This window comes from Desulfovibrio sp. OH1186_COT-070 (assembly GCF_003860215.1).
Taxonomy (GTDB): domain Bacteria; phylum Desulfobacterota; class Desulfovibrionia; order Desulfovibrionales; family Desulfovibrionaceae; genus Desulfovibrio.
Map to the genome: position 1 here is coordinate 1 of NZ_RQYH01000030.1, position 17,415 is coordinate 17,415.

Below are 17,415 nucleotides of genomic sequence, written 5' to 3' on the forward strand. Positions count from 1 at the left end.
GGCTGTCTGTAAACCGTGATTTTTTCATGTAAAATCTCCCGCTTCATGAGTATGGGAAATTCTACTTTCAAACGCTACCATTTTTGGGGGGGATTACAGGTCAAGATAATGGGAGGTGATTCCTTTTGTCCGGTCTGCCGGACGGCGTTCCAGAAGCTTGTACACGGCGTTCTGTCTCAGACGGGTCACAAAGAAAACTCCCTTTTCGCCAAGAAGCCAAAACCACAAAGAATCAATAAAAACAGGAGATGCTATAACTGCTGGAGAAAAAAGAAACAATTATCGCATTTTCACAGAAAACAAATATTTTTTTTATTTTTCTTTTTGGGGGGATCATTTTTTATACAGCCGTAAAGTTACTATCATCAAGCTCAACATTTGAAATAGCAGTTATATCTATTGTTTTTGTTGTCGTGATAATGACAATCATTCTTTGCTACTCTTTTCAAAAATCAACAATTATAATTACAGAATCATCCATAACATATTCAGGAGGATTTTTAAAAAAAACTATTCCATTTAATGAAATACTATCTACAAATATTATACAAAAAAAGATATCCCAGATATACGTTATAAAATTTGGGCATATTATGCATTTGAAGAAAAAAACGGACTCTTTAAGTTGATGAATGGGAAAAAAGCATATATTGCTGGAAACTCAAACACTTTTTTATTCTTGGAAACCAAAGATACGGACATGATATTTTCTATTGACAAAAAAGGAATCTCAAAAAGCACCGTTGACATAATATTGCAGAAAATAAAGTCTGTGCTATAAAATACGCTGGCCTCATTAGTCTCCGGCCAAGCAACGCAGTCTGACTGCTGGAGCTATCTGACGCATGCGCCACGGCCTGCAGCCAATGCAACGGAGAAGCATGGTCTGCCGGGAAAATCGGCCCCCCACACGCACAAGGGCGAGAAGGAAATCTGCTATATTCTGGAAGGCCAAGGCCTGTATACGGACAATGACCGCCAGATCCCCGTCAAGGCCGGCGATGTCACGGTGGACGGCGAGCGGCACAGGTGCTCAACGACAGACAGGAAGACCTGAAGTTTGTCGCGCTGATTCTGTATACGAACTGAAGATAACCCGTCCGCAATATTCTATCTGGAGCCGCGCTTGGAGGCCTTGAGCGGATTCACTTTTCTGGTTTCCACAACAACTGCCTGAATGCGGTGCTGGTTGTCTTTCCACAGCGCATCGGGGTCAAGCCCCAGGGCGACAAGCCGCGCATTGGTGTTTTCCCGTGTCAGGCTGAAACGGTTGCGGTCGGCCGAAGGCCTGTCCACATAGGTGGCAGTGGTCATGTACAGCCCCCGGCTGTCAATGGCCAGCAAAAATGTTTCTCCTTTTTCCTCAACCGGCTGGATGACCATCTCCGCCGTGGTGCCGAAACGGTTGTACATGTCGGATACTCCTTGCTTGAAAAAATCAGTCGTCAAAAATCCACTTTATAGAAAAAGAAATTCAAAGTCGATAAAAAACCTGCGGAGCGGACCGGAAGGTTCCGGCCCGCTCCAGACCTGGCGGCAACCACCGCTTGGCGGAGCCCGCTCGTCAGGCCACTCCGTTTTCACAAGCCAGAAGATATTCGCCCAGCGGCGCAGCAGCGGCAAAAAACTCCGCCGTATCCCATTTTTCTGCGTCCCAGGTCAGCAGGACGGAACCGGTGGCTGCGCTGAAAACAGCATCGCAGAATCCCGCGGCAAGCAATGCCTGCCGCAGCCTTGTGAAGGCCGCATGATTCCTGAGGCCGTCATGCCGCACACGCGCACGTCCAGGAATATGGCTGGAAAGCGAGTCGGCCAGGAGAATCAGGGCTTCCTTTTGGGCGGTTTCAGTCTCGGGCTTGCGCAAGGCAGACACATCAATGATTTCGGCCTGCGTCTGAGGCAATGCGGCAGCACCCGCGCCTGCACCGATTCCCGCAGAGGGAGGAGAGGAGGCAAGACGCTGCAGGGCCTGCTGCAGAACCTCCGCCAGAGCGTTGCCGTCACTGCCGCATCCGCCACGCCTGCCGCTTCCACGACCACTGCCGCGCCCGCAACCACCTCCTGCAGATCTGCCCAGGCCGCCGACCAGCGTGCCCAACAGGGAGGCACCGCCCCGCATGGCTCCTCCGGAAAGCAGCCCCATACCCAGAAGCCCGCCAAGACCGCCGAGAATGTTGCCTTTCATCATTGCCTCCCGAACTGCCTAAAATTCCACCGTGGCCGGAACATCCGTGCCGGATACGGCAATATCTCCCCTGTCCTCCGCACAGCGCCCGCCGCGGCCCTCGCCGTGACATCCGTGCCCCGCGCCTTTACCGTGGCATCCGCGCCGCCTGCCCTGACCGTGCCCGGAACCTTCGCCGCAGCATGCTCCGTCGGCAGACTGCATGCTCTTCCGGCCATGCCCGCCATGCCCGTGACAGCAACCGTGCCCGTGTCCCTGCATTTCATTTCCGCACATGATATTGCCTCCCTGAATGGTGATGGTTTTTCCGGAGCTCAAGGCCAGAGCCGCCAACCGCCGCCCCTGTCCGAGAATGCGGCAGAGGGTGGGCGTGGAAATGTTCATCCTCCGCGCCGCAGCCTCCTGCGACATGCCCTCCGCATCCACAAGCCGCATGGCCTCCAGCATGTCCAGCCCCAGGGTCACTGCTTCCGCGTTCAGGCCCTCTGCCGCGTCCGATGAGGAGCAAAACAGAAGGCACTTGGGAATACGGCTTACAATACGGGCCTTGTGGGGACGCATACATTCTCCTGCGGCTTGCGGATGCACTCCTTGGGCCTCCGATTATGAAATATATTTCATATATAACCATGCCCGCCGAGGCCGTCAAGGGGGACGAAAAAATTTTTACAGACCGCTGCCCCGATGTCCGGTTTATCGTTGCGGACGCCGAGGAGTTAAAAACGGTTCTGGATCGGGAAGTTCCGGGCAAAAAAATATCCGCTGTGGTTTCTTCTCTGCCATTCAGGACGCTGGGGCCGCGCCGCACTGAAAACATACTGCGGGAGTTGGATTTGGTGTTGCGGAAAAGAGGCGGCATGCCCATTCAATACCGTTATGCTTTACGGCTCAAATTTCCACTGCAAAACAACCGGCTTACGCCCATCTCGACTTCGATCGTATGGGGGAATCTGCCTCCGGCGCGTGTGGAGTCATACAGGCCGGGATCGGGCTCTGGTCATGAAGCCGATTTCAAATGAACGGCTTGAAGGGATTTTCGCAGAAAAACACAAAATTTTCTTCATGTAAGTTTTTCGTAAGCTGGGAGTGGTTAACTGTACTCAACCGGGAAATGGAACTCGGAAAAATCAACCAGCGGAGGATACCATGACGACAAAAAACATGCATGCAACCAGCGGCGCTGCCATCAAAGGCTACCAGTCCCTTTTTTTCACATTGGCCCTTGCTCTCATGCTCGTCCTTGGAGCAGAACAGATTTTTGCCAGTGGCAATGATGACTATGGACGAAATGGCAGCGGCTACAGCGGCCCTGGCCCTGCCCTGGTGACAGTGGAACAGACCAAGGGTATGCGCGACGACACCCGGGTCGCGCTCAAGGGGAACATTATCCAGCGCCTTGGCGGAAAACACTATATGTTCAAGGATGAGACCGGAACCATCACTGTTGAAATCAGCGATAAAAGATGGCCGGCCCAAAATATCGGCCCCAATGATCTCGTGGAAATTCAGGGCAAAGTTGACAAGGACTGGTCGGAGGTTAAAATTGAGGTCAAACAAATAATCAAGCGTTGACGCACAACTGCCGCCGCGCCGGAAGCGGTTCCGGCGCGGCGTATCACGTGCTCCATCATGGTAAGGGCGGGAAAACTTGTATGCGCATACTGCTGGTGGAAGACGACACTCTGATCGGCAATGGCCTGAAAATGGGGTTGCCCAAACACGGATTTCCGTGGACTGGTTCAGAAACGGGGTCGTGGGTCGAGATGCGCTGCTTTCCGCCGACTACGACGCCGTAATTCTTGATCTCGGCCTGCCGGGTGCTGACGGGTTGGATATTCTGCAAAACTGGCGCGCCTCCGGCAACGAAGTCCCCGTATTGGTGCTTACAGCCAGAGACGCACTCAGCCAAAAGCTGGAAGGACTAAATCTGGGCGCGGACGACTACCTGGGCAAGCCCTTTGATCTGAGAGAGGTTGCGGCGCGCTTGCGTGCGTTGATCCGGCGAAGACACGGTGTTCCAACGCAATTTCTCAACCATGGCCCGGTCAGCTTCAACCCGGAAACCCGGGCTGTTTTTCTGGACGGCAAACCTGTCACGCTCGGCTCCAAAGAGCTGATGCTGGTAGAGTTATTGCTGCTCAACAAACAAAACGTGCTTCCCAAAAATGCGGTAGAAGAAAAACTCTACCCTTGGGGAGAAGAAGTGAGCAGCAACTCCGTCGAGGTGCTTGTGCATCGCATCAGACGCAAACTGGGATCCGGCTTCATAAAAACGGTTCATGGCGTGGGCTACACTTTGGGAGAAGTCGCACCATGAACATCCACCGGGAAAACACAAAGCGCACAACCATCATGTCGTGTATCGGCTCATGGACTTTGAAAACACCAGCAGGCGCGGCCAAACTTCTTGCCTGGGGTCTGGCTTTCCTGTCGCGCGTACGGGGGTATTTTGACAATTTTCCGGTGAGCAGAAAAAGCCTGCATCTGCGCCTCAGCGTTTTTTTCGCGGTTTTTCTTATGATCGCGTGGCTTGTTGCAGCTTTTTTCGCCTGGATAGAATGCAAGGGCTACATAAACGAATTTTTCGACACCCAGCAGATGCTTTTTGCGAAAAGATTGGCCGAAACGGATTTTGCTAAGAATACCGCAATATTGTTCAGAACCAGGGAAAAACCATCCGGAGTGGGCAAAAAAGCCATGGGACACCTGGAAGAAGACGCGCTTGGATTCGCCGTATTCACCAACACCGGGCAACTCGTCATGGCCGATGCCAAAAGCGGACGGCACTTCCCCTTTGAGCCGGATAAAAGGGGATTCTCCGACGTGCGGCTGTCCGGGGGAAAAGGAGACGTCTGGCGCATAGTCCGGCTTGCCGCAAAGGACGGCCAACATATCATCGCAGTGGGGCAGGAAGTCGATTACCGGCAGGATATGGCGTGGGGAATGCTCAGCAGACAGCTTATTCCCTGGCTTTTATTGCTTCCCGTGCTGTTACTGGGTTTCGTTTTCCTCCTGAGCCGCGAACTGGCTCCGTTACGCGCCATGGCTAAGCAACTCCGTACAAGAGCCCCTGAAGACGCAACACCTCTTGATGTCGGGAAAATCCCTTTTGAAACGCTGCCCATGGCCCAGGCCCTCAACGGATTCTTTGCGAAGACAAACGCGATGCTTGCGCGCGAACGCGCTTTTATTTCCGATGCTGCTCACGAACTGCGGACGCCGCTTGCGGGCCTTCGGATACAGGCTCAGGTCGCCACTCAGGAAGAAATATCCGGAAAGACCAGAAGGGAAGCGCTTGACTTCCTGCTGCAAGGCATAGACCGTTGTGCCAGACTGGTGGAACAACTGCTGGCCCTCTCACGCTTGGACGCCATGGATGAAACCGTAGTCGCGGGCACACACTCTGCCGGACTGTTGCGCGGCGACGTGGACTGGTCCGCCCAACTGGATGATTTGGTGCGGGAATACCGGCCAAAAGCCGGGATGAAGGGAGTGACCCTGGATTATGCGTGCGCACCTCTGAAAGCATCAACACAAGGATACCCTGCCCTCGTTTCCATGCTGCTGCGCAATCTTCTGAACAATGCCGTCCTGTACACTCCCCGAAACGGCCAGATACGCATTTTTCTTGAAAACAATCGCCTGACCATTGAAAACAGCGCGCCGGCGCTGCCGGAAGCCCATGCGGCACGACTTGGCGAGCGCTTCTTTCGTCCTCCCGGCCAGGAAGAATCCGGCAGCGGCCTGGGACTCTCCATTGTGAAGCGGATAGCTGAAATACACGGCTTCGGTCTGACCGTACAGGCACGAAAAGAAAAAACGGGCAGAATTGATGCCTGTTTTCGCGTGACGCTCAACTGGGGCAGCCCCGACCTGTCTCTGACAGGGAACCCTTGAGAGAAATGGGGAACTCCGTTTTGATGGGAGTATCAAACACACCATATCAACCGGACGCCCCTGCCGGCAAGCATTCGCGGGCACCTGTTCCAAGTGGGCGGCGGCCAGGCTCCCTACGATCAAGACGCTTGTCACTGGAGCCGATCTTCTGAAAGATTGAGCGTTATCTTTCTTTGCTTCAATGAAAATGGGCGTTGACGGCAAGAGCCACGGGCTTTTGCCGCCGTAATTATCGTGGTATTGTCCACGGTTTCGGGCTTGATGCCGGAAAATATCCAAAACGGCATGACATGAAGAAATACCTCCGCACTCCGGACAAAATTTTTGCGGCGCCTTGCCATCAACGGGATGAAAGAGTATTTTTTGCTCTTCATGGTTCCGCTTGTTTTGGATTTTTGCGAGGAGGAGCCTCATGTGCCCGGAGTATTGCAGACACATGGCGCATCCCCTGATGGGGCGAAGGCAATGAATGTCTTCCGGCCTCCAGGTTGGAGGTTTCTCTTTGCATTGCCCACCTTCCCGGTAAGATCTTCTTTCCACACCCCTGCCGCAGGGATGTCATCTTCCTCTCTTTGTTCAGCACCACTGCTGCCAACAGCCAAAATGCTGTTTGGCGCCTTTGCTCTCCCCACTTGCAACAAGGATGCAGACCATGTTTTCCAGTCCCGGAACCGATAGTCCTGTCCGGCTCATGGACAAAAGCCACGCGGCCGGTTGCGCGGCCAAAATCCCTCCCCATGTCCTGGCAGGGTTGCTGGGGAGGCTTCCGGTCAACGCGGCGGGCAAAAAACGCCTGCTCACCCGCAGCGACAGCAACGAAGACGCCGCTGTGGTCAGCCTGCCCGCTGGCATGGCCTTGGTGCAGACGCTGGATTTCTTCACCCCCGTTGTCAACGATCCCTTTGCCTTTGGACAGATCGCCGCAGCCAACGCGCTTTCGGACGTTTATGCCATGGGCGGCGAACCCTGGTGCGCCATGAATATTGTCTGCTTTCCCGTGCAGGACATGCCTGCCTCGGTGCTGGAGCAGATACTGGCCGGCGGGGCCTCAAAGCTCGAAGAAGCCCATTGCGCGCTGGCAGGAGGGCACAGCGTCAACGATCCGGAAGTCAAGTACGGGCTTTCCGTCACGGGGATTGTCTCTCCGGACAGCTTTGCCGCCAATACCAACCTGAAGCCCGGTCAGGTGCTCATGCTGACCAAGCCTTTGGGCACGGGCCTTTTGTCCACAGCCGTCAAAGTGGGGCTGGACGGCGCGGAAGAACTGGAGCATGCCCTGATTGCCAATGCGGCACGGCTCAATGCGGGGGGCGGCCGGGTCATCCGCGAACTGCGTCTCGCGGCGGCCACGGACATCACCGGATTCGGCCTCGGGGGACACGTTCTGGAAATGGCCGAGGCCTCGGGCGTTGATGTGCATATCGAGTCCGAAGCCCTTCCCCTGCTGCCCCGCGTGCTGGAATTGGCCGCAATGGGCCTTTTGCCCGCAGGCAGCCATGCCAACAAACAATACCGCATGAAGGACACCAGCGTCAGTCCCAACGTCAATCCCTACCGGCTGGACATTGTGTTTGACGCGCAAACATCGGGCGGTATCCTTCTGGCCCTGGATCCCGAAAATATCGACAAAGCCAGGGACATCCTGGCCCAAAGCGGCGACAGCGGCCATGTCATCGGCTCTGTCCGGAAGGCGTCGGGCGGGCCGCGGCTGCACATCGCCTGAACGCGCATCCATCCCGAATACCTGCGAGGAATGTATGAAACCTGTCAGCATCAACTGCCAAAACATGCCCTGTCCCCAGCCGGTCATGCAGCTTCTGCAACTGCTGAAAAACTCGCGCCCCGCAGACCTTGAAGTCATTGTGGACAATCAGGCCGGGCTTGAAAACGTCAGCCGTTTTCTGCGCAGCAAGGAGTACGCGGTCACGCATGCGCAGGAAGGCACCCTGTGGCGCATACGCGCCCACACGGACTCTGCCGGGCCGGTCACTGATGCCGGTGCAGGCAGCGCAGAAGACCTTTCCCAATACGCCTGCCCGGTTGCAGCGGAAGACATGCGCACTCTGGTCATGATCATCGCTCCTGTCTTCGGCAGCGGCGATGACGCGCTGGGGGCCAAACTCATGAAAAATTTTCTCGCAACCCTGCCGGAAATGGGGCCAGCCCTCTGGCGCATTGTTCTTCTGAACGGAGGCGTGACCCTTGCCGCCGAGGGCAGCCCGGCACTGGACCAGTTGCGCGCACTGGAGCAGGCCGGGGTCAGCATTCTGGTCTGCGGCACCTGCCTCGAACACTTTGGCCTGATGGACAAAAAAAGGGTGGGCGAAACCACCAACATGCTTGATGTGGTGACCAGCATGCAGACGGCCCACAAGATTGTTCGCGTCTGACCGCAAAAAGCGGCCCCAAAAAGGATGCGGGGCATGTGCGCTTTGACGCGCACGGCCCGCCAAAAATTCGGACACAAGGGGGTCGCCGACCCCCTTTTTCCTATTTTTTCCCGCCAGACAGGCAGGCAGGCAGCGGCCCGAACGCGTCCTCATACCGCTGCCGGAATTGGTGCATGTCGTATTCGTGCTCCTGGGTTCCCAGCTTTTCCAGGGCAAAACTGGCGCTGACAGAGCCCAGCCTGGCGGCTTCGGGCAGGGGCAGGCCGTGCACAAGCCCCTTGATCATGCCCGCGCGGTGCGCATCGCCCGCTCCGGTGGGGTCCACCACCTCGCGGGGGGGCACAGCCGGAATGCGCACCTCTGTTCCGTCAGCGCCGCGCACCAGAGCGCCGTCGGCACCGAGCGTGGTCACCAGCCACAGGGTACGCCCCAACAGTTCGTCTTCACTTTTGCCCGTGGCCTTGCAGATCATGTTCAGTTCATAATCGTTGGTAACGCAGGCGAAAGACCCCTCAATGGCCGACAGCAGATCGTCCTTTCCCAGAACAGGCAGTTGCTGGCCGGGATCAAAAATGTAGGGAACGCCCTTTTCGCGGTAAAATGCGGGCAGACGCCGCATGTCGTCCACATTGCCCGGAGAAATGATGGCCATGTCCCTGTCCGCATCGACGGACGGAAAAGCATAGTCTGCGGCAAGGCTCATGGCCCCCGGGTAAAAACCCGTGATCTGGTTGCTGTTGAGGTCCGTGGTGATGTAGCAGAGCGCGGTAAACACCTCCGCATCACGCCGTATGCCCTCCAGCGGCAGCCCCTTTGCCGCCAGGGCTGCCGCATACGGCTCGAAATCGCGGCCTGCGGCCGCCACAATGACCGGTTTTTCGCCCAGCAAGGCCAGAGAATAGGCGATATTGCCCGCGCAGCCTCCGCGCCGCTCGTCCATGCAGTCCACCATGAAGCTGACATTGATCATGTGCAGCTTGTCCATCAGGATATGGTCCTGAAAATTTCCGGGAAAAGTCATGATGCGGTCAAAAGCCAGGGAACCGGAAACATAAATGGCCATGTGCGATCCTCACGACAGTTTTTTTGGCATGCGGCGCGGCCGGTCACGCCCGGCATGCGCCAGAAAATCAGAAATCCCGCGCCCGGCTGTTTTCCGCGATCCAGCGCAGAAAAGGCGCGTGTCCTTCCAGGGGGAGAGCCACAATGCAGGGCAATTCGTAGCTGTGTTCCGCCAGCACAGCCTGCTGAAAGTCCGGCAGGGCTTCTTGGCTTACCTGTGCCAGCAGCAGGCATTCCCCGGCTTCGCATATTTTCCCCTGCCAGCGGTACACAGACCATGCCCCCGGCACAACGTTGACGCCCGCAGCCAGCTTTTTTTCCACCAGCATGCGGGCCAGCCGCCGGGCCTCGTCCATGGACGGGGCGGTGACATATGCCAGATATTCCATGTGCGCCCTCCTGCAAGAGCATGCGGCGCGGGCAAAGTCTACATCTGGAACAGAAAGACCGGCGCGGCCCCGCGCCCGGCCAGCGCGCCCAGACCGTCAAGATCCACTCCCAGCCAGACCTTGAGCGCGCGGGACAGCCAGTCCCCTTCCTTGGGGCGTACAAGCAGCCTGCGGCCTGCGGGCACTCCGCTTTCCCCGGCCAGCCAGTCCAGAGCTACGGCCTGCCCGCCCATCTCGTCCACCAGCCCGGCCTTGAGCGCCTCGCGCCCGGTGAATATCCTGCCGTCGGCAAGCTGTGCGGCCTGCGCGCGCTCCATCCGGCGTCCTCGGGCAACAATGTCCACAAACTGCTGGTGCATGTCGCCCAGAACCGCCGCAAAATACTCGCGCTGCTCGCGCGTCAGGGGATGCAGCCAGGAACCGGCGTCCTTGTAGGGAGCGGTGGTCAGGGTTTCCTGCCCCACGCCCACCTTGTCCAGCAGGCCCCGCACCTGGGGAATGTCCATGCGCACCCCGATGGAACCGGTGACGGTGGACGGGTTGGCAAACACACGCGTTCCGGCAACGCTGACCATCAGCCCCCCGGAGGCCGCCATCCCTCCCATGCTCACTGCCACGGGCATTTTTTGGGCAAGAGCGGCAATGGCGTCATGGATTTCCTGCGAGGCTGCGGCCCCGCCTCCGGGAGAGTCCACCCGCACCAGCACGCCCTTGACCGCCGGATTGCGCTCCACCTTGCGTATCCAATCAAGCACAGGCTCGGCCTTGAGTATGGGGCCGTTCACACTGACCAGCGCAATGCGCGGGCCGCTCACAAAAGACTCGTCCCCGCTCCCCAGAGCCAGCCCTCCCAGCACGGTCAGGGCCAGAAGCACACCCCCCCAGAACAGCAAAGGCCGACGCTTGCGCAAGGGGGGCCGCAAAAGCCCCTGCCATGCGGAAGCCGGAATATGGGCCAGAGGGCAGCCGGAAGCACCGCGGGCGGCCAAACCGGAATCGGCAGAAAGAGCAGCCGTGTCGCCGCAGAGGGGCCGGTTGTCGGACACTTTCCAAACCTCCCTGTTCCGGGGGTTTACTGCATGGCTTCGGGCCACAGTTCTGCGGCCATCTCGCGCAGTTTGTACTTCTGTATCTTGCCGCTGGCCGTCAACGGAAAACCCGTCACCATATGGACAAAGCGGGGAGTTTTGTACCAGGCGATCTTGCCGCGGCAGAAATGGCGCACGTCTTCAGGAAAAATCTCCATATCCGGGCGGGGGATGACAAAGGCGGCCACTTCCTCACCGTATTTGCGGCTGGGCACGCCCACAACCTGCACATCCAGAAGACCGGGCATGCCCAGGAGAAATTCTTCCACCTCGCGCGGATAAACGTTTTCCCCGCCCCTGATGATCATGTCCTTGATGCGGCCCGTGACCCGCAAATACCCGTTTTCGTCCATGACGCCAAGGTCGCCGGAATGCAGCCAGCCATCGGGAGAGATGGTCTTGGCAGTGTCCTCGGGCATTCTGTAATAGCCCTTCATGACATTGTAGCCCCGGCAGATGATCTCGCCCGCCTGCCCGCGCGGCAGTTCCTCGCAGGTTTCGGGGTCAGCCACGCGCACCTCGATGCCCGGCATGGCACAACCCACGCTTTCGCACCGCAACGGCAGGGGATCGTTGATGTCCGACTGGGTCATGACGGGGGAGGCTTCTGTCAGGCCATAACAGATGGTGATGTCCTTCATGTGCATGTCCTGCACCACGCGACGCATGAGCGGCTCCGGACAAACAGAGCCCGCCATGATGCCCGTGCGCAGGCAGGAAAGGTCGAAACGCTGGAAGAGCTTGTGCTCCAGTTCGGCCAGAAACATGGTGGGCACGCCGTAGAGGGCCGTGCACCGCTCGCTGTCCACAGCGGCAAGCACTTTGAGAGGGTTGAAGGATTCCAGAATGATCATGGCGGCACCGTGGTTCACCGCGGCGGAAACGCCCAGCACACAACCGAAACAGTGGAACAGGGGCACCGGCAGGCAAACGCGGTCGTCAGGGCCGAACTTCTGGTGACGGCCGATCCAGTACCCGTTGAGCCCCACCCCCACATGGGTCAGCATGACCCCGCGCGGAAAGCCCGTTGTCCCCGACGTATACTGCATGTTGATGACATCCCAGGGGTCCAGTGAAGCCTGGCGCGCGGCAAATTCCTCATCGTCCACCATGACCGCGAGAGAAAGAATCTCCGGCACGGAATACATACCGCGGTATTTCTCCGCCCCGAGAAAACAGACCCTCTTCAGATGCGGCAGGCTTGTGCAGACCAGGGATTTGCGCGACTGCACACGCAGTTCCGGCGCAATGCTGTACAGGGTCTCCAGAAAATCGTGATCGCGCACCCTGTCCACAAGAAAAATGTTTTCACATTCGGAATGGGTGAGCAGGTACCGCACTTCATGCTCGCGGTAATTGGTGTTCACGGTGACCAGAATGGCCCCTATCTTGGCCGTGGCGAATTGCAGGGCCACCCAGTAGGGCACATTGGTCGCCCACACGGCAACCTTTTCTCCTTTCTGGATGCCCATGGCCATCAGCCCCTTGGCAAAACGGTCCACAAGGGCGCCGAATTCCCGCCAGGTCTGCCGGTAATTGCGATCAGCGTAAACAATGGCATCCCTGTCGGGATACTGGGCCACCGTATGATCCAGTATCTGCCCCAGTGTCCATTCGCGCAATCGGAACTGCGCCTGACGCTCACGAACCTTTTCTTCCATGCCGCTCTCCCACACAGGTCACGCGCCGCGTGCGCGCATGCGCCCGCCGCGCCCCGGTATCGCTTGAAGCCGCCGCGTCCCAAACGCGCTTTCCGGCCACCGGCTTTTTTTGTCCCACATTCCCGCCAGAGGCTTGTCAGGGATTGTAGGTTACGGCCAGAATTTCCACCGGCTCTTCCCCCGCAGCGCCCACATAGTGGGGCACAATGGAGTTGTAATAAATGGTTTCGCCGGGCTTGAGCAAAAAATTCTCGCGGCCATAGACCACAAGCAATTCCCCCTTGAGCACAAGCAGAAATTCCTCGCCCTGATGCGATGTTGTCTTGCGCTCGCTGGAATCGGGGTAGATGCGCACATGAAAGGGCTCCATGTTGCGGTCGTTCTTGCCCTTGCCCAGCGCGTGGTAGGTATAGCTGGGGCGCGGAATGCGCCCTGTGTGCAGGGCCTCGTCAGCCTCGTTCTCGTTGGAGATGCGGCTGATGATGGGATCACGGGTAAACTGGTCGTCCAGAAAGGTTCCCAGGCGCACGCCCAGCGCGCGGGCCACCTTCTGGACAGGCCCGATGCTGGGATAAATGGCGTCGGATTCCAGTTTTTCCAGATATTCCAAGGTCAGGCCGGTATTTTTGGACAGACTTTCCAGATCAATGTCACGCTCTTCGCGAAATGTCCGGATGCGGGATCCGATGGTGTGTGCCGGGGACATGCCTGCTCCTCAATAAACAAAATGGTTGGGGCCGACGGCGCATTTCGCGCCGCCGCCAGTTCCGGAGCCTAGCGAAAAGCCCGCCAATCCGCAAGGCGCAAAGCCCGCCCGTTGCCCACTTGCTGCTCACCTGCTGACAGCCGGCCCCCTTTGCGGTACGCTGCCCCATGCCGCAGAAACAGATCATACGCCGGGCCTTTCTGGCCGCCGGGCAGGTACAGGGGGTCGGCTTTCGCCCCTTTGTCTACCGTCTTGCCCACGAATGCGCGCTGACCGGTTCTGTGGGCAATACTGCGGACGGCGTGCGCATGGAGGTGCAGGGACGCGCAAGCGACGTACGCGCCTTTGCCCGGCGGCTGCGCGAAGAACTGCCCCCTCTGGCGCGCCTGGCCGGCCTGACGGAACACCCCCTGCCGCCGCAGGACAACGAGCAGGCCTTTGCCATTGTCCCCAGCCGGGGGCAGACAGGGCACAGTGTGCTGGTCAGCCCGGACATGGGCGTCTGCCAAGCCTGCCTGGACGACATGCGCAACCCGGACAATCCGCGCCACGCCTATCCTTTCACCAACTGCACCGATTGCGGCCCGCGCTATACCATCACCCGCTCCATTCCCTATGACCGGGCCATGACCTCCATGAGCTGCTTTCCCCTTTGCCCGTCGTGCGCCGCGGAATATGCCAACCCTGCGGACAGGCGCTTCCACGCCCAGCCCGTGGCCTGCCCCGCATGCGGCCCCGCCCTCTGGTTTGTGGACAGGCATTCCACAGGCAGCAGCGGCCCCTCGCCCGATAACCGCCGCCGGGCGCTGGAACGGGCGGCGGACACTCTTCTGAACGGCGGCATTCTGGCCCTCAAGGGCTTGGGGGGCTTCCAACTGGCCTGCGATGCGCGCAATCCCGCCGCCCTGCAGGAACTGCGGCGGCGCAAAACACGACCGCACAAGCCTCTGGCGCTCATGACCGGAAGTCTGGAGTCCGCCCGCTCCTTCTGCTGCCTCACGCCGCAGCACGAAGCCCTGCTGCTGTGCCCGGAAAAACCCATTGTCCTCTGCCCTGTACGGGCAGACGCGCATCTGCCGCGCGAAATCGCTCCGGATACGGACCATGTGGGCCTCATGCTGCCGAACACGCCCCTGCATGCCGTTCTTTTTGATCTTCTGGCCGGGCAGACACAACCGCCCGTATTGGTCATGACTTCGGCCAACGCCGCCGGAGAGCCCATCTGCCTGCGCAACCGCGAGGCGCTGGCCCGCCTGGAGCATCTGGCCGATGCCTGGCTGCTGCACGACCGCGACATTCTTGTGCGCATGGACGACAGCGTGGTGGCCCTGCAGCCGCAGCCCGCGCCCTCCCGCAGCCCGCAACCGGCCCAGCCCCTGTTTTTCCGCCGTGCCCGAGGCTATGTGCCGCGTCCGGTTTTTCTGGCAAAAAGCCTCACGTCCAGCGCCCCCGGCGTTCTGGGCGCAGGGGCAGGCCTCAAGGCCACTGTTTGCCTGACTCTCGCCGACAGGGCCTTTGTCAGCCAGCACATCGGCGATCTGGAAAACGCGGCCACGCTGGATTTTTACACCGAGGTCATCACGCATCTGGAGAATCTTCAGAAAATCCGCCCTCACGCTCTGGTCTGCGACCTGCACCCGGACTTTCTCTCCACCCGCTACGCCGAAGATCGCGCCCGGCGCGAAGGCCTCCCCCTGTGGCGCTTGCAGCACCACGCGGCCCACGCCGCCTCCGTGCTGGCGGAAAACGGCCACTGCGCACCGGCTCTGGCTCTCTGCCTGGACGGCACGGGACTGGGCGACGACGGCACCGTCTGGGGGGGAGAACTGCTTCTGGTGGACCTGGATCAACCCTGCTGGCAGCGTCTGGGCCGTCTGTCACCCTTTGCCCTGCCCGGCGGCGATGCGGCCGTGCGCCACCCCTGGCGTACAGCCCTGGCGCTGGCGGCCCGCTGCCCCCGCCCGCCGCTGCCCGATCCCTGGCCGCCGCACGAGGAGCAGGCTGCGCTGGCTGTGGGCCAGATGCTCCGCGCGAACGTCAACTGCCCGCTCACATCCAGTTGCGGGCGCCTGTTCGACGCCGTGGCCGCGCAACTGGGCTTGTGCCACACCACGAGCTACGAAGGGCAGGCCGCCATCCGGCTGGAGCATACCGCCCGACAGGCTGTGGAGGTCGCATCTGACCTGTCTCTGGCCTGGCCCGTGACGCCGGACAGCGTCAACGGCCTGCTGGAAATCGACAGCGCACGGCTGTTTTTTCACGCCGCCGAAGAGCAGGCCCGCAACTATTCCGCGCCGCGCACGGCCGCGCTTTTTCACCTGAGCCTTGCCCAGGCTTTTGCGCTCATGACCAAACAGACCGCCAGACAGACAGGCATTTCTGTTGTGGCCCTTTCGGGCGGGGTGATGCAGAATTCCCTGCTGGGCCTTTTGCTGCCGCAGGCCCTGCACAGGCAGGGGCTGAACGTCCTGACCCACCACGAACTGCCGCCCGGCGACGGCGGGCTGTCTCTGGGGCAGGCCGTCTGGGGCATGCGGATGCTGGCACGGCAAAACGGCTGACTACCGAAAGCGCGCCACAGCGCGCCCCTGCCTGAGGGCGATGCGCCCCAGCGGAAGCCCGCGCCACCACAACCCCGCCACGCGCCCTTTCAGGCCTGTCTGCCTGCTCTGCCCGTTGAGCAGGTGCGTGACTTCGGCAACATCCTCCAGCACCAGATCCCTGGCGGGATCGGGCTGCACCGACATGAGCGCGCGCAGCCTGTCGGCCGCCTCCAGCCTGCCGTCCACCAGCCTGCCCAGCAGACCGCCCTGCCAGACGCAATGGGGAGGCAGCAAATCTGCCGCCCGACGGGGCACAAAACGCACCTGCCCGCCAAAAAGCACGGCCCGGCCTCCCTCCGGAAGGCCTGCCTCACAACCGGGAACAGCAAGGGCCTCGGCGGAAAGCGCCTCCCCCGCCGGGCGGCAGCCCCTTTCGCCCGGCCGTACGCCGCATGCGGCGTCTTCCGGCGGCTGCCCCGCGCTGTCTCCGCTTTTTCTGCGCAGGCAGGCAAGGTAAAAACCCTGCGCCTGCGAGCGCGCGCCGTCCACGCGCAGCGTGCCTTCCCCGCCCGCCTGTTCCTCCCACGCAAAACCGGAAAACGGCTCCAGGGGGACGCGCTCAAGGCCGAGATGCTCTTCCGCGTACAGAACCTGCTCCTCATTTTCCGCCCTGTTGGTGGTGCATGTGGAGTAGACCAGCCTGCCGCCGCCGGACAGCAGATCAGCCGCGCGCCGCAGCAAAAGCCGTTGCAAACCCACGAGAGTGCCGATCTTGCCGCCCTGCCAGAGTTTGAGCGTCCGGGGATTTTTCAGGGCGGTTCCCCAGCCCGAACAGGGCGGGTCCAGTTGGATAAAATCCCACGATCCCGAACGCAGGGGCAGGCTTTCGCCGCTGTAGGAGCAGGTGGCCGCATGGAGCAGATTCATCTGGTGCAGATTGGCGCGCAGAGTGCCCAGGCGGGAGGGCGACGGTTCGTTGCCCAACACAAATCCCGCGCTGCCCACCAGTTGGGCCAGAAAACCCGTCTTGCTGCCGGGGCTTGCGCACATGTCCAGCACAGCGCCTCCCTGAGGCGGATTCAGGGCCAGAGGCGGCAACATGGAAGAACGGTCCTGAATATAGACATAGCCGAAAAAGGCCGCCAGAGAAGAACCGAGCGGGCGCGGCTCGGCCACAAGCCGGCGGCAGCAGGCCGAAAACGGCTCCGGCTCAAAGTCATAGCCTTGGGCGCGCAGCAGATCTTCGGCCTGCGGCAGGAGCTCCGGAGCGCAGACAAAACGGAACGAACGGGAATATTTTGGGGCCATGGCGCATAGTAGGGGCGGCCCGGACAGCCCGCAAGATTTTTTTCGGGCCGGAGAAACACAAAGGCTTGCGGCTTGCGTGACCACGCAAGTACGCGTATACTGCGCCCGTCGTCCGAAACACCCGCGCCGAAAGACAGGCATGCGGCATTCCCGGCCCCGAAAGGCCGGAAAACGGAGCCGCACCCT

At 59.7% G+C, this 17,415-nt stretch carries 18 protein-coding genes and 1 pseudogene; 8 read left to right on the forward strand and 11 right to left on the reverse strand.

All coding sequences use genetic code 11. The annotated features are described in order from the left end of the window. Positions 1-111 precede the first annotated feature (111 nt). Positions 112-240, reverse strand: a pseudogene (locus tag EII23_RS13435) (IS4 family transposase); the annotation flags it as partial. 646 nt (positions 241-886) lie between these two features. On the opposite strand from EII23_RS13435, the gene EII23_RS13645 reads away from it, so the two are divergent. Next, the gene (locus EII23_RS13645) at positions 887-1,057 is read left to right on the forward strand and encodes a cupin domain-containing protein (protein WP_409360236.1); all 171 of its coding nucleotides are present in this window, start codon (positions 887-889) and stop codon (positions 1,055-1,057) included. 53 nt (positions 1,058-1,110) lie between these two features. On the opposite strand, the gene EII23_RS09355 is transcribed toward EII23_RS13645, so the two are convergent. From EII23_RS09355 to EII23_RS09365, 3 genes are all read right to left on the reverse strand, one after another. Further along, on the reverse strand, positions 1,111-1,413 hold the full coding sequence (locus EII23_RS09355; protein WP_124793116.1) for a hypothetical protein: 303 nt from the start codon (positions 1,411-1,413) through the stop codon (positions 1,111-1,113). 151 nt (positions 1,414-1,564) lie between these two features. Next, a complete protein-coding gene (locus EII23_RS12935) occupies positions 1,565-2,185 on the reverse strand; it encodes a hypothetical protein (RefSeq protein ID WP_185702352.1) in 621 nt (206 codons plus the stop codon). Between the two features lie 18 nt (positions 2,186-2,203). After that, positions 2,204-2,746 carry a DUF134 domain-containing protein gene (locus tag EII23_RS09365; RefSeq protein ID WP_124793117.1) on the reverse strand — a complete coding sequence of 181 codons (543 nt, stop codon included), beginning with the start codon at positions 2,744-2,746 and terminating at the stop codon, positions 2,204-2,206. A gap of 44 nt (positions 2,747-2,790) precedes the next feature. On the opposite strand from EII23_RS09365, the gene EII23_RS09370 reads away from it, so the two are divergent. The 4 genes from EII23_RS09370 (at position 2,791) to EII23_RS09385 (ending at position 6,082) form a co-directional block, all read left to right on the forward strand. Continuing rightward, the gene (locus EII23_RS09370; protein WP_124793118.1) at positions 2,791-3,204 is read left to right on the forward strand and encodes a hypothetical protein; all 414 of its coding nucleotides are present in this window, start codon (positions 2,791-2,793) and stop codon (positions 3,202-3,204) included. A 127-nt stretch (positions 3,205-3,331) separates the two neighbouring features. Beyond that, positions 3,332-3,757, forward strand: coding sequence for a NirD/YgiW/YdeI family stress tolerance protein (locus EII23_RS09375; RefSeq protein WP_124793119.1), 426 nt, complete (start codon positions 3,332-3,334; stop codon positions 3,755-3,757). Positions 3,758-3,833: 76 nt separating this feature from the next. After that, complete coding sequence (locus EII23_RS09380; RefSeq protein ID WP_409360235.1) at positions 3,834-4,502, forward strand: response regulator; 669 nt, start codon at positions 3,834-3,836, stop codon at positions 4,500-4,502. Further along, positions 4,499-6,082, forward strand: coding sequence for an ATP-binding protein (locus tag EII23_RS09385; RefSeq protein ID WP_124793120.1), 1,584 nt, complete (start codon positions 4,499-4,501; stop codon positions 6,080-6,082). Before EII23_RS09380 ends, EII23_RS09385 begins: the two co-directional genes overlap by 4 nt. A 131-nt stretch (positions 6,083-6,213) precedes the next feature. Here the strand turns inward: EII23_RS09385 and EII23_RS09390 are convergent, their stop codons facing one another. After that, positions 6,214-6,456 carry a hypothetical protein gene (locus EII23_RS09390; RefSeq protein WP_124793121.1) on the reverse strand — a complete coding sequence of 81 codons (243 nt, stop codon included), beginning with the start codon at positions 6,454-6,456 and terminating at the stop codon, positions 6,214-6,216. A 278-nt stretch (positions 6,457-6,734) separates the two neighbouring features. Here EII23_RS09390 and selD point away from each other — a divergent pair, with 278 nt between their 5' ends. Further along, complete coding sequence (selD, locus tag EII23_RS09395; RefSeq protein ID WP_124793122.1) at positions 6,735-7,805, forward strand: selenide, water dikinase SelD; 1,071 nt, start codon at positions 6,735-6,737, stop codon at positions 7,803-7,805. Positions 7,806-7,839: 34 nt separating this feature from the next. Then, the gene (yedF, locus tag EII23_RS09400) at positions 7,840-8,472 is read left to right on the forward strand and encodes a sulfurtransferase-like selenium metabolism protein YedF (RefSeq protein ID WP_124793123.1); all 633 of its coding nucleotides are present in this window, start codon (positions 7,840-7,842) and stop codon (positions 8,470-8,472) included. Positions 8,473-8,572: 100 nt separating this feature from the next. Here yedF and EII23_RS09405 read toward each other — a convergent pair whose 3' ends face one another. From EII23_RS09405 to EII23_RS09425, 5 genes are all read right to left on the reverse strand, one after another. Next, positions 8,573-9,535 carry a carbohydrate kinase family protein gene (locus EII23_RS09405; protein WP_124793124.1) on the reverse strand — a complete coding sequence of 321 codons (963 nt, stop codon included), beginning with the start codon at positions 9,533-9,535 and terminating at the stop codon, positions 8,573-8,575. A gap of 67 nt (positions 9,536-9,602) precedes the next feature. Further along, on the reverse strand, positions 9,603-9,923 hold the full coding sequence (cutA, locus tag EII23_RS09410; RefSeq protein WP_124793125.1) for a divalent-cation tolerance protein CutA: 321 nt from the start codon (positions 9,921-9,923) through the stop codon (positions 9,603-9,605). Between the two features lie 38 nt (positions 9,924-9,961). Then, complete coding sequence (gene sppA, locus EII23_RS09415; protein WP_124793126.1) at positions 9,962-10,969, reverse strand: signal peptide peptidase SppA; 1,008 nt, start codon at positions 10,967-10,969, stop codon at positions 9,962-9,964. A gap of 26 nt (positions 10,970-10,995) precedes the next feature. Then, complete coding sequence (locus EII23_RS09420; protein WP_124793127.1) at positions 10,996-12,672, reverse strand: AMP-binding protein; 1,677 nt, start codon at positions 12,670-12,672, stop codon at positions 10,996-10,998. A 136-nt stretch (positions 12,673-12,808) separates the two neighbouring features. Further along, on the reverse strand, positions 12,809-13,378 hold the full coding sequence (locus EII23_RS09425; protein WP_124793128.1) for a helix-turn-helix domain-containing protein: 570 nt from the start codon (positions 13,376-13,378) through the stop codon (positions 12,809-12,811). Between the two features lie 167 nt (positions 13,379-13,545). Between EII23_RS09425 and hypF the strand changes: the two genes are divergently transcribed. Further along, the gene (hypF, locus tag EII23_RS09430) at positions 13,546-15,939 is read left to right on the forward strand and encodes a carbamoyltransferase HypF (RefSeq protein WP_124793129.1); all 2,394 of its coding nucleotides are present in this window, start codon (positions 13,546-13,548) and stop codon (positions 15,937-15,939) included. Here the strand turns inward: hypF and EII23_RS09435 are convergent, their stop codons facing one another. Beyond that, on the reverse strand, positions 15,940-17,229 hold the full coding sequence (locus tag EII23_RS09435) for an RsmB/NOP family class I SAM-dependent RNA methyltransferase (protein WP_124793130.1): 1,290 nt from the start codon (positions 17,227-17,229) through the stop codon (positions 15,940-15,942). Positions 17,230-17,415: the final 186 nt, after the last annotated feature.